Raw genomic sequence first — 12275 nt, 5'->3', positions numbered from 1 at the left:
AAACTTCATTCATTTTAAAGCGAGATAACGGTCGGCTTCTTCTTTCGATAAAGCGAGCACCCGGTCCAGCCGCTCACTAATTTCAGACGCCAGGACATATTTTAGATCTTCCGTTTTTTCTACCTGTGTATCAAGTACATATGCACCGCTTAAAATATTAGTAGCGCCAAGTGCAGATAACACTGGTTTTAATGCATAATCAATAGCCAGCAGGTGGCCAAATGAGCCGCCAAGAACAAGTGGAAGAACTGTTTTTCCTTCCAGCCCTTTTTGGGGCAGCAAATCAAGGTACGTTTTTAAAATGCCAGTGTATGCGGCTTTGTACACAGGTGTCAGCACCACGACAATGTCCGCTTCTTCTACCGTTTTATTTGCTTTTAAAATGGGCTCGCTATTGAAATTGGCCAAAATTAAATCTTTTGCTGGCAGATCATGAACAAAAATGGTTTCTGTATCAATGCCCCCTTTTTTAAAATAAGAAGCTGCTTTATCCAAAATTCCTTTTAACCGGGACTGCTTGCTGTTGCCTCCATAGATAATGGCTGCTTTTGTCATTTTATTCATCCTTTCCTTTAAATGCTGTAAGCTGGGCATCATGAAGCTTCAGAAACTCCCTTAACTTTTCTGAAAGGCCGCCATGCCCGAATTTTATAAATTTTTGTCCATTGCTCCGAAGTCCCGCTTCTTTTACATAGTCTAAAAAAGCCAACATATAGATAAGCCGGGACATGACGTTGATAATTCCATAATCGTAAAACCAATTGTCGATCGTATTAAGCACCCCGCGATTAAGCCCATACTGCTTATGGCACCATTCATAAAAACGGGTATTAGGCAAATTAAGAAATGCGCTGTCTTTGAACGGCGCCCTGGCGGCTGAATACAGTTCTTGCATAGTTTACATCCTCCTTTATCTGCTGCAGCAATGAATGAAAGGATGAAAACTTTTGTTCATCCCGAATCCGAAAGAGAGGCACACATTGGATCCTTTTTCCGTAGAGATCACCTTGGAAGTCAAAGAGATGAATTTCTGTAATGCGCTCAAAACGAGAGCCAAATGTCGGCTTTACGCCTATATTCATGACTCCGTTCAGCAATTCATCTTCAATTTGGACCTGCACGCCGTACACACCATTTTCAATCCAATCAGGTGACTGGCTGAGGTTAGCCGTTGGAAATCCTAGCTTTCTTCCGGTCTTCATACCATGAATCACCTCCCCGTCCATCGCCGGCTTGCTGATCCATTGTACATACTGTACATCTGCCATGTTAATCACCCTTTCGTTTAAAATCAAAGAGGCCTTTTACGTGAAACAAATACGCTTCACGTAAAAGGCCTCTAGTGGTCCAGACGGCTTTCATATTAAAATACCAGCGAATACTAATGTATCTTAATCGTTTTTATGAAAAACTACCTCTTTCCTTATGTTACGCGCTAAAATGCTATTGCCGATCGTTTCTCCAACATTTCCTCTTGAACGCCCTAAATCTTCACCTTCGCCAAATGAAAGAAGCGGGAAGACAAGCTCTGCAAATCGATATGATTCTTCCAAGTGAGGATACCCAGAAAAAATAAAGCTTTCAATTCCGAGATCTTGATATTCCTTTATACGAGCCGCAACCGTCTCTGGATCCCCAACAAGTGCTGTGCCGGCACCGCCGCGTACAAGCCCAATACCTGCCCATAAGTTCGGGCTGATCTCAAGGTCTGCCTCTTTTCCTTTTCTATGAAGCGCAGCCATCCTGCTCTGTCCGGCTGAATCATGACGGCTTAGTTTTTGCTGGGCTTTTTCTATCACTTCGTCATCCAAGTGAGAAATCAACCGATCTGCTGCCGCCCATGCCTCTGCATTCGTTTCACGTACAATTACGTGAAGGCGAATGCCAAACCGGACTGTGCGCCCTTCTTTTTGAGCCTGCTGGCGTACACTGTCGATTTTTTCTTTGACTTGAGCCGGCGGTTCGCCCCATGTTAAATACACATCCGAATGGGCAGCTGCTACCTGCTGGCCGGCAGGCGAGGAGCCCCCAAAATAAACAGGTGGTGTCGGCTGTTGAACGGGTAGAAATAATAATTCGCCGCCTTCTGATTTTATATATTTCCCGTCATAATTTACCGTCTCGCCCTCCAGCAGGCCGCGCCAAATCGTTAAAAATTCATCCGTCGCCTCGTACCGTTCATCGTGTTTAAGAAATAGGCCATCTCCTGCAAGTTCAACAGGATCACCACCAGCAACAACATTAATAAGCAGACGCCCATTGGATAAGCGGTCCAGTGTAGACGTCATACGTGCAGCAACAGATGGCTGCATTAAACCCGGACGCAGTGCTACCAGGAACTTCAGCCTTGTAGTCTCTGCTGCAAGTGCAGCCGCAGTAAGCCATGGATCTTCGCATGATTTTCCAGTCGGAAGCAGTACACCTGTATAGCCAAGCCGGTCAGCCGCCTGGGCCACCTGTCGAAAATACGTATGATCTGCTTCTCTTCCGCCAATATCTGTTCCTAAATAACGACCGTCACCATGTGTTGGAATAAACCATAAAATCTCCATTTATCTCTCTCCTTTTTTAATTGGTTCCTTGAAAGCTGCTGCGCCACTTTAATAATTTTCGTTCAAGCAGTCTCACAAACGAATCTGTTAATTTGCCTACGACTGCAAAAATGATAATCCCGACAAATACTTTTTCTGTCTGGGAAAACTGGCGGGCATCCATAATCATGTAGCCGACACCAGCACTCGATCCCATCAGCTCTGCTACGACAAGGCCCAGCCAGGCAATCCCAAGCGACAGCCGAACACCAAGCAAAATATTTGGCAGCGCAGCCGGTAAAATAAGGCGCGTAATTTGATGACGCCAGCTGAATTCCAGCACACGCGCTACATCAAACAGCTTGGCATCTACACCCCGAATACCGAGAAAGGTGTTAATGTAGATAGGAAAAAATGCACCAAGTGCAATTAAGAGCACTTTAGATAATTCATCAAACCCGAACCATAAGATAAAGAGCGGCGTCACAGCCAAATGCGGAACAGTACGGAGCATTTGCAAAGATGGATCTAGATAGGACTCCGTTTTCTTTGAAAATCCAACCAGGATTCCAAATAAAAGACCCAGTCCTCCGCCCAGCAGAAACCCGCCTGCTGCCCGTGCAATACTGATTTTCATATTATCAGCCAGTTCCCCTGATACTGCCAGCTCATAAAACGACGCGAGAATGGCAAGCGGTGTCGGCAGTACTGTTTCAGAGATCAATCCGGCACTTCCTGCATACTGCCATAAAGCCAGAATAATAACTGGCACAACGAATCCTTTAAGCCACGGTGGAATGGTCCTCGTTTTTTTAACTTTTGCTGCTTTTTCCTTTCCACTTAATCCGACATAAGCTGCTGTTTTCATTTCGTCCCCTCCTTCTTCACTTTTTCAATAAATTGATTATCTACTACTTCAGATACATCAATTTCCTTGTCAATAACGCCAAGGTCATATTGAAAATCAGCTGTTTCCTGCTGTGCTTTGATAATCTCCTCTGTGATAGGTTCATTTAGTGGTTCTGTATTGTTCAGTACGCTTTCCACTACATCTTTATCGAGCTCTTTAATTTCGGAGTAAATGGAGATGGCTTCCTCTTTGTTTGTTTTTTGCCAATCAACCGTTTTGTTGTAAACGTCAAGGAACCGCTCAACTTCTTCTGGATGCTCCTCAGCAAATCCGCTTCTGACAAGAGTGAAGCCCGGCGAGTACGAATGGAGCGTTTCACCATTCGCTAAAATCTCTGCGTCATTTTGAATGGTCTGCAGTGAGACAAATGGTTCCCAGATTGACCAGGCATCCACTGCCCCATTTTCAAATGCCGGCATTGCTTCATCTGGCTGAAGCTGAATGATCTCCACATCGTCTGGTGATACATCCGCATCTTTTAATGCTTTATGGAGAAAGTCAAAGCCGCTGCTCCCTTTCGCCACCGCTACTTTTTTTCCTTTCAAGTCTTCAATCGATTGAATAGAATTTCCCTTTTTCACTAAGATCGCATTGGCTTTGAGTCCATCCTGTGAAAGGGCAATTTCTTTAAATGGCACATCCGCTGCCTGACCACCAATAACAGGGGAGTTTCCGACTTGTGAAAAGTCCAGCTTGCCTGCTGCCAGCCCTTCAAATTGAGGGGGCCCGCTTTGAAACTCGGTCCAATTTACTTTGATTCCTTCTTTTTCAAACGCTTCTTCAAACCAGCCTTTTTCTTTTGCAATCCAAAGCGGGCTGAGGCTTTGTTGAATACCAATATTAATCTCTTTTAATTCTTGCTCCTCTCCTGACGTTTTCGCGGAGCATGCAGCTAAAATTAATGATGATATAATTAAAAGCAGCCATTTCTTCATAGCAATTCCTCCTAAATTCCTGCGCCTTCTGTATAAACAGATTGCTCGGTTTTTTCAAATTCCTCTAATACTTTTTGACGTATATGTTGAAATGACAAAGACGTACGGTTTCTCGGAAACGGCAGCCCGACTGGCATCCACTTTTGAATACGGCCTGGTTTCGCCCGCAGGATCGCCAGTTGTGTCCCTAAATAAATCGACTCATCAATATCGTGCGTCACTAAAATCATCGTAATTTTTTTTCGCTGCCAAATATCGACCAATACATCCTGCAGGTGCTTGCGGGTAAACGCATCAAGCGCTCCAAACGGCTCATCAAGCAGGAGAACTTCCGGCTCCCGAAGCAGTGCTCTTGCAATCGCTACCCGCTGCGACATCCCTCCCGACAATTCGGCTGGATATACTTTTTCATTGCCGGTCAGCCGGACAATATCAATCAGTTCCTGTACTTTCGCTTTTACGCCCGGATCACGCAAATTCAAGTCTGCCGCGATGTTCTGCTCTACCGTCATCCAGGGGAAAAGACGGTGCTCTTGAAAAATAAATCCCTGGCTGATGCCTGGTTTTGTCACCTTTCGATCATGGACCGTCACGCTGCCACTGTATGAAGTATCAAGCCCGGCTGCAATTTTTAAAAGCGTGCTTTTACCGCATCCACTCGGCCCAATAATCGTTAAAAATTCTCCGCGCTCAATGTCCAGCCGTATATCTTCAAGTACAACTGCCCGTTTACCGTTAGATCCAAATGCTTTTTCTGCTACCTGTATAGAAACGACCATGTTTTCCTCTCCTTTAATAAAAATAGCTCCCTGCCAGAAAAGAACAGAGAGCCTTCGGTTGTCCGATCAGCTTTTATCCAATTGTCCACTCCATCATGCCGCAGTCGCTTTCCATTGCCATCATCCCTTTCTAGTCAACAAAAAAGCACACGCCTGTTAAAAAAGGCGTGTGCTTTCAGCTGTCTGATCAGCACGATTACATTATTTTTCATCGGTATTTATATCCGATTAATTCTATATGGATTATAATATATGCCTCTCTCTTATTCGTCAACCACTTTTTCAAAAAAAGGTATTTTTACTTATAAAATCCCAATTTTGATAAAGAACAAAAATACTCTTTCAGTTATTGAATGGCGTTTTAGCATGAAATAAATGAGGGAATGATAACGAAAAAGAATCTGAATGCAGAGGATGATGTGCATGAGACTGCCATTTAAAAGAATAATTTATTACTTAATTAGATTAAGGAGCCGCATCTTTCTTCCTTTTTTTCTTCTTTATATCCTCGCCTCTTCTTACATTGCTTTGCTGATTGAACCGGAAACATTCGGCTCTTATTTAACAGCCGTATACTGGGTCATGACCGCTCTTGCAACAGTCGGTTTTGGGGATTATGCGCCAGTAACCGATGCGGGAAAAGTTTTTACAATTATTCTTTATATTACAGGTATTGGAATGGTCAGTGTGTTTATCGGAAACATTCTTGAATCGGTGTATCGGATTGAGAAGATGAGGGTAGGTGGAAAAATGAAATATACAGGAAGCAACCATATTATTTTAATCGGATGGAGCGAAAAATCAAAAGCGGCAGTGGAAGAAATTATCAATTCGGATAACAGAATCGATATTGTGCTCATTGATCATCTGGAAAAATCTCCTTTAATAGATGAACACCTTTTTTATGTGCGTGGGGATGCAACGAATGAGGAAACGCTTATGCGGGCAAATTTGCCGGAAGCCAAAGGAGTAATTATCTTTGCTGAAGAGCCTCTACAAGCAAATGATACAGCGAAAGATCCACTTCTGGCTGATGGGAAAACGCTGCTTATTGCAACGGCCATTACGTCGATTGAAGAGCAAATGAATTTATCTATTCATGTAACAGCAGAAGTCATTCACCAAAAGCACATTCGTTTATTTGAACGGGTGAAAGTCGATGAATTTATTCCGACCAATGAAATGATTTCCCATGCAGCGGTACGGTCTCTGTTTTCCCACGGCATTACTCATATTTATGCTGAATTAATGAGCCGTCAGGTCGGCGAAAGTATCTATGAAATTGCCAAACGTTCCCAGTGGGTTACATACCGGGACGCATTTATGGAGCTATTGGATGAGGGAGCCACCCTTGTAGCAGATCACAGCAATCTTCATATTAACCAGAAATTAGATGAACGAATCCCAGCTGAAGCACGCCTTTTTGTAATGTGCGATAAAGAAGTGATTGCTAAAATTCAGCCGAATGCCAGTGACTAATTTGATCATAATTTACCATATTGATGCAACACAGTTAAATTGATAAAAAAAAGGGTAGATAAAGAAAGAGCTTAATTGTTTATCAATAGCAAGTTGCAGTTAATTAAATGATACAGCTGTTATTCATCCGTTTGTTTCAGCTTGGTTGGCAGTTTGTTTTTAACAACAAGGAGGATGCTGGATTATGAGCAGGTCATCAAATTGGGAAAACAAACAATTATATGAATCCTCCTGCAGGGTTCAGTCATCGAGAAAACTAAAGGAAGCGATCTGGCAGTTGCTTTGGGAAGCAGAGCGCCCTTATACAACCAAAGAAATTTCAAGTCTGCTTTACACAGGAGAAGCAACGGCAAACAGCCTGTTGCATTCATTAATGCAAGAAAAGAAAATTAAACGGGAAAAAATCACCTCCAAGATTAACGGACGGACAATTTCCCGTTATGTCTATTATGGTGTCGAGCCTTATGCGGAATCACAGCAAGAAGAACTCTCCCCATTAATGGCACAGGTCTATCAGTTGTTTCAGTCTACCGGCCAGAAGTTGTCAGCAGAGCGTGTATCTTCCCTGCTCAATCTTGCGCCAACAAGTACGGCTACGGTTCTGTACCGCTTATATAAAAAAGGTTATCTCTCTAGAAGCAAAGAATACTCCGGGAAAAGAAAGCGATATCTTTACGTTATTGAAGAAGATTCAGAACGCGATTCTTCCTATATTATTGAAATGATGGATAAACTGCCCACAAAAGGCGGAACGTTAAAAGATATATCAGCTGTTACCGGGATATCGATTCGTACTTTAAAAGAAGTGATGCTGGAGTTATTTAAAAAAGGACAAGTCTGCCGCCGGCGCCATAGCGAATATGCAGAAAATGAAAGTTTGATTTATTTTTTGCGCGACGAGAAAACATGGGAATATCACATCTCTCGATTACTAGAGTTCGAAATCGTCCAGGAATTAAACAAACATTCCTGCCCTTTGTCTTTAATTGACCTAGAAAATCAGTTGAATGTAAATGTATCCAAAATTAGAAAAGCAGTGCAGTCTATGTATGAAGCCTCCATCGTTGAACGGATTCACCTTGCAAAAGAATCGGTACACAGAAGAGGTTACGGATACAGGTTAACAAAAACCGGAAAAAGAAGAACTGCCACAATGTGGGATTATTTTGAGGAAATCGTTTGTACAGAGAAACAGCCAGTCAGCGGCAAATAAAATGTCCTTTATACGTTGAGCTGACTGCAGCAAGACTTGTGGTCAGCTTCTTTCTCTTTGATCCCCTGCCTGCTCTTATTTTTACTCCCAACAGCATCATTTACATATAAAAAAGAAAATAACTTTAAATTACATAAAACCAAATATTTCTTTAATATATACATATATTGATCAAAATAAAAAAATACATTAACTGGATTAATTATGTTTTTATAGATTTTAAGCTTATTCGTTTGAATTTTACCAGACGTTTTGTTAAGGTATATAATAACTTTTGAAACAAAGCGTTTGTTCATTTAAAAAACTGCTTTTTTCGAAAACAAGACCAATTTTAATATTTTTTTATGCCGTACCTGTTCGTTTCCTCTTTTTGTGATTTCACCTCTTTTTCCTGCCGGAAATGCTCACACAATCACAAACCTTTCATTTACTCTGAATTGCTGCTGTGTTGCACGTACGCACGGCGCTTTCAACCAAACGATCGGCCTTTTTACATGATCGCACAGGACTCCTGTCTTTCTCTATGTTCGTGGTGCAGCGGATTTAAATCTGCATTTATAAAGCTGCCTGCTATGACAGGCATAAAACGGAAGGAATCGGCAAAACTAAATATGATATTGGCAATTCTATATTGAGGTGATTTGATGGATCCATACGTACAAGTAAAAAATGTCTCGAAGATTTTTGGCAAATCCCCTAAAGCAGCCATTGAGTTATTAAAGCAAGGCAAGACAAAAAAAGAAATTTTAAATGAAACAGGACAGACAGTTGGAGTAAATAATGTCAACTTTGATATTTATCAAGGAGAGATTTTTGTCATCATGGGGTTATCCGGAAGCGGTAAATCAACCTTGATTCGCATGTTTAACCGGCTGATTGACCCAACCATTGGTGAAATTCTAATTGAAAACGAAGACATTGTTAAAATGAATGCTGCAAGATTAAGAGAAGTTAGACAAAAGAAAATCAGCATGGTTTTTCAAAACTTCGCTCTCTTCCCTCACAAAACTATTTTAGAAAACACCGAGTATGGCCTTGAAATTCAAAAAGTCCCTGCCGATGAACGTCGTAAAAAAGCAATGAGTGCTCTTGAAGTAGTGGGCTTAAAAGGATATGAGCACCAACTGCCTTCACAGCTGAGCGGTGGTATGCAGCAGCGGGTCGGTCTAGCCCGGGCTCTTGCAAGCGACACAAGCATTTTGCTTATGGATGAGGCATTTAGTGCCCTTGACCCGCTTATTCGTAAAGACATGCAGGATGAACTGCTGGAAATTCAAGAGCAGTATAAAAAGACGATTATCTTTATTACTCATGATCTGGATGAAGCGCTCCGAATCGGTGATCGCATTGCGCTTATGAAAGACGGCAGTGTCATCCAGCTCGGCACTCCGGAACAAATTATGATGAATCCAGCCAATGAATTTGTTGAAAAATTCGTAGAAGATGTGGATTTATCCAAAGTGCTCACGGCTTCTCACGTGATGAAGCGTCCTGAGAAAATTGGCGCTGACCGCGGGCCTCGTGTAGCACTTGAAATTATGCGCAAGCAAGGCTATTCAAGTATTTTCGTCGTAGACCGCAAGCAGAAGCTGCTCGGTGCGATTACAGCCGAACAGGCTCGTCAGGCTATTGATCAAAACCTGTCGATTCCAGAGGTCATGACTACCGATATTCCAACAGCGTCAGAAGACACACTGCTTGGCGATATTATGGATGAGATGGCTACATCCAATTTACCGATCTCTGTTGTGGACGCTCAGCAAAGAATTAAAGGAATTGTCATCCGCGGAGCCCTCATTGGAGCGCTGGCCGGTAACAAAGATTCCTTGAACGAAATGGAGAGTGAGTAAGCAAATGAATATGCAAAAAATTCCGCTCGGAGCATGGATTGATTCCTTAGTGGATTGGATTACTGTCACATTTGCTGGCTTGTTTTCCTTAATCACAAATACAATTGATGGCCTGCTAAACATCTTAGTAGATCTTTTAAGTGCGGGTCCGCCTATTGTTTTAATCTTAATTTTAACGCTTCTTGTCACGTATACGAGCCGCTGGCCACTGGGTATTTTTACTTTAATCAGCTTGCTGCTGATCGACAATCTGGGTTATTGGGATTCCAGTATTCAAACCCTTGCCATTGTCATTTTGTCTGGACTGCTCACCATTGTGATTGGGATACCGATTGGCATTTGGTGTGCCCAGCGAAAAACAGTCCGCAATATTGTCATGCCTATTCTTGATTTTATGCAGACAATGCCTGCCTTTGTTTATTTGATCCCGTCTATTCTGTTTTTTGGAATCGGGGTTGTACCGGGAATTATCGCATCCTTTATTTTTGCGATTGCCCCGACGATTCGAATGACTAATCTTGGTATTCAGGAAGTGCCGAAAGATTTAATTGAAGCATCCAATGCTTTTGGTTCCAGCAACAGCCAAAAGCTGTTTAAGGTCCAGCTTCCTTTAGCAACTCCCACGATTATGGCCGGGGTAAACCAAAGTATTATGCTTGCCCTTTCTATGGTCGTAACAGCTTCACTCGTTGGTGCTCCAGGGCTCGGCGCGGATGTTTACCGTGCGGTCAGCCAGATTAATGTAGGACAAGGGTTTGAAGCAGGACTATCGATCGTCATTATTGCTATTATTCTTGACCGTCTTACACAGAATTTACGAAACCCGGCATACAAGCATTTGATCCGTCCGAAAATTGTTTTTTCTGTACTGGCCGTGCTTGTGATCGGTGCAGCTCTCGTTCTTTCTCTGGCAAAAAATGAAACAGCAACCGGTCCAGCTGGCGATGTCGGCAGCGAAACTGGTTATCAAATCATTGGTATTGAGCCTGGAGCCGGTATTATGACACAAGCTAGAAATGCCATTAAAGATTATGGCTTAGACGACTGGAAGCTTACGGAAGGTTCTTCGGCCGCAATGGTAGCCGAATTGAAAAAAGCGTATGATCAAAAAGAACCGATCATTATTACAGGCTGGTCGCCGCACTGGATGTTCTCTTCTTTTGATTTAAAATATCTCGAAGATCCAAATCAAACCTTTGGCGGTGCTGAAGATATAAATACGATCGTACGAAAAGGTCTCCAACAGGATGCACCTGGTGCCTACCAAATCTTAGACCAGTTCGCCTGGGAAACAAGCGATATGGAAGAAGTAATGGTGCAAATTGAAGAAGGCGCAAGTGCAGAAGAAGCCGCTCAAAAATGGATTGCCGATCATCCGGATGTAGTAGCGAAGTGGACTGAGGGTGCACAGAAAGGAAGCGGCCAAAGCATCAGCCTTGTTTATGTAGCCTGGGATACGGAAATTGCCAGCACAAATGTAATCGGCCAAGTGCTTGAGCAAAACGGCTACAAGGTAAAACTGAGCCAGGTTGAAGTCGGCCCTATGTTTGCAAGTATTGCAAATGGCAGTGCAGATGCGATGGTTGCAGCTTGGCTGCCAAGTACCCACCTTGAATACTACAACACATACAAAAAAGACATCGTTGACCTTGGACCAAACTTGCAGGGAACGAAAAACGGCCTGGTCGTACCAGCGTATATGGATATTGATTCTATTGAAGATTTAAAATAAGAAAAAGAGCTGCTCATCAATGAGCAGCTCTTTTTCTTATTCATTTTATTTTACAAAAACGGTTTTAATCGAAGTAAAGAATTCTTTCGCTGCTTCTCCCTGTTCACGGGAATGAGAGCTGGACTGCTTCATGCCGCCGAATGGAGCCTGAAGTTCAACCCCGGCGCTTTCCGCATTTACCCGGATCAGCCCTGCTTCCATATCATTGACAAAGGACAATAAATGACCGATATTCGCTGTAAAGATAGAAGCACTTAAGCCGTACTCGGTATCATTCGCCAGCTTCAGCGCTTCTTCCACAGATTCTGCTTTTAAAAGGGCAATGACTGGGCCAAAAATTTCTTCTCTTGCAATGGCCATATCCGGCGTGCAGTTGTCAAAAATGGTTGGTTCCACATAGTATCCGTCTGCCAGGCTGCCTTCTTCTGCACGTTTGCCTCCGACTAGGAGTTCCGCCCCTTCTTCTACCCCTTTATTAATATAAGAAAGAACCGTATTTAATTGATTTTCACTTGCACACGGCCCCATCCATGTACGGCTGTCAAGGCCGCTGCCAATCGTGATTTCTTTTGTTTTTTGAACGAGCCTTTCTTTAAATTCATCAAACACTTCAGCTGCCACAATCACCCGGCTTGTTGCCGTGCATTTTTGTCCCGTTGAACGGAAAGCGCCTGTCACAACTGCTTCCACTGCCAGATCAAGATCGGCATCGGCAGCCACAATCACTGGATTTTTCCCGCCCATTTCAAGCTGGTACTTCGCACCGCGTGCCAGCGCTGCCTGGCCAATCTGCTTGCCTACTCCGTTCGAGCCGGTAAACGTAATACCATTGATCTCTTCATGGCC

13 protein-coding genes are annotated in these 12275 nt (G+C 43.0%); 4 read left to right on the top strand and 9 right to left on the bottom strand.

The annotated features are described in order from the left end of the window. Positions 1-9: 9 nt before the first annotated feature. The 7 genes from ssuE to L2D08_RS18315 form a co-directional block, all read right to left on the bottom strand. Positions 10-555 carry an NADPH-dependent FMN reductase gene (gene ssuE, locus L2D08_RS18345; RefSeq protein WP_242235968.1) on the bottom strand — a complete coding sequence of 182 codons (546 nt, stop codon included), beginning with the start codon at positions 553-555 and terminating at the stop codon, positions 10-12. 1 nt (position 556) lies between these two features. After that, a complete protein-coding gene (locus tag L2D08_RS18340) occupies positions 557-895 on the bottom strand; it encodes a hypothetical protein (RefSeq protein ID WP_242235967.1) in 339 nt (112 codons plus the stop codon). Continuing rightward, on the bottom strand, positions 840-1268 hold the full coding sequence (locus tag L2D08_RS18335) for a riboflavin kinase (RefSeq protein ID WP_242235965.1): 429 nt from the start codon (positions 1266-1268) through the stop codon (positions 840-842). The genes L2D08_RS18340 and L2D08_RS18335 overlap by 56 nt, the downstream gene beginning before the upstream one ends. 123 nt (positions 1269-1391) lie before the next feature. Further along, the gene (gene ssuD, locus L2D08_RS18330) at positions 1392-2552 is read right to left on the bottom strand and encodes an FMNH2-dependent alkanesulfonate monooxygenase (protein ID WP_242235963.1); all 1161 of its coding nucleotides are present in this window, start codon (positions 2550-2552) and stop codon (positions 1392-1394) included. Between the two features lie 16 nt (positions 2553-2568). After that, entirely contained in the window at positions 2569-3399 is an 831-nt protein-coding gene (locus tag L2D08_RS18325) for an ABC transporter permease (protein WP_242235961.1), read from the bottom strand. Beyond that, entirely contained in the window at positions 3396-4376 is a 981-nt protein-coding gene (locus L2D08_RS18320; RefSeq protein ID WP_242235959.1) for an aliphatic sulfonate ABC transporter substrate-binding protein, read from the bottom strand. The genes L2D08_RS18325 and L2D08_RS18320 overlap by 4 nt, the downstream gene beginning before the upstream one ends. 11 nt (positions 4377-4387) lie before the next feature. After that, positions 4388-5155 carry an ABC transporter ATP-binding protein gene (locus tag L2D08_RS18315; RefSeq protein ID WP_242235957.1) on the bottom strand — a complete coding sequence of 256 codons (768 nt, stop codon included), beginning with the start codon at positions 5153-5155 and terminating at the stop codon, positions 4388-4390. A 423-nt stretch (positions 5156-5578) separates the two neighbouring features. Here L2D08_RS18315 and L2D08_RS18310 point away from each other — a divergent pair, with 423 nt between their 5' ends. Together L2D08_RS18310 and L2D08_RS18305 are read left to right on the top strand one after the other, a co-directional pair. Further along, complete coding sequence (locus L2D08_RS18310; protein WP_242235956.1) at positions 5579-6634, top strand: potassium channel family protein; 1056 nt, start codon at positions 5579-5581, stop codon at positions 6632-6634. 184 nt (positions 6635-6818) lie between these two features. Continuing rightward, positions 6819-7847 carry a BlaI/MecI/CopY family transcriptional regulator gene (locus tag L2D08_RS18305; protein ID WP_242235954.1) on the top strand — a complete coding sequence of 343 codons (1029 nt, stop codon included), beginning with the start codon at positions 6819-6821 and terminating at the stop codon, positions 7845-7847. 8 nt (positions 7848-7855) lie between these two features. On the opposite strand, the gene L2D08_RS18300 is transcribed toward L2D08_RS18305, so the two are convergent. Continuing rightward, positions 7856-8143 carry a hypothetical protein gene (locus tag L2D08_RS18300; protein WP_242235952.1) on the bottom strand — a complete coding sequence of 96 codons (288 nt, stop codon included), beginning with the start codon at positions 8141-8143 and terminating at the stop codon, positions 7856-7858. A 348-nt stretch (positions 8144-8491) separates the two neighbouring features. Between L2D08_RS18300 and L2D08_RS18295 the strand changes: the two genes are divergently transcribed. Further along, positions 8492-9697, top strand: a complete 1206-nt coding sequence (locus L2D08_RS18295) for a quaternary amine ABC transporter ATP-binding protein (protein ID WP_242235950.1) — start codon at positions 8492-8494, stop codon at positions 9695-9697. 4 nt (positions 9698-9701) lie between these two features. After that, positions 9702-11429, top strand: coding sequence for a glycine betaine ABC transporter substrate-binding protein (locus tag L2D08_RS24200; RefSeq protein ID WP_304653939.1), 1728 nt, complete (start codon positions 9702-9704; stop codon positions 11427-11429). A 45-nt stretch (positions 11430-11474) separates the two neighbouring features. Here L2D08_RS24200 and L2D08_RS18280 read toward each other — a convergent pair. Continuing rightward, positions 11475-12275, bottom strand: an 801-nt coding sequence (locus L2D08_RS18280) for an aldehyde dehydrogenase family protein (protein ID WP_242235948.1), incomplete at its 5' end; no start/stop codon positions are given.

The sequence above is a fragment of the Domibacillus sp. PGB-M46 genome (assembly GCF_022668875.1).
Classification (GTDB): domain Bacteria; phylum Bacillota; class Bacilli; order Bacillales; family Domibacillaceae; genus Domibacillus.
Note: the sequence above shows the minus strand (reverse complement) of the source record. Positions and strands in the feature narration are given on the sequence as shown.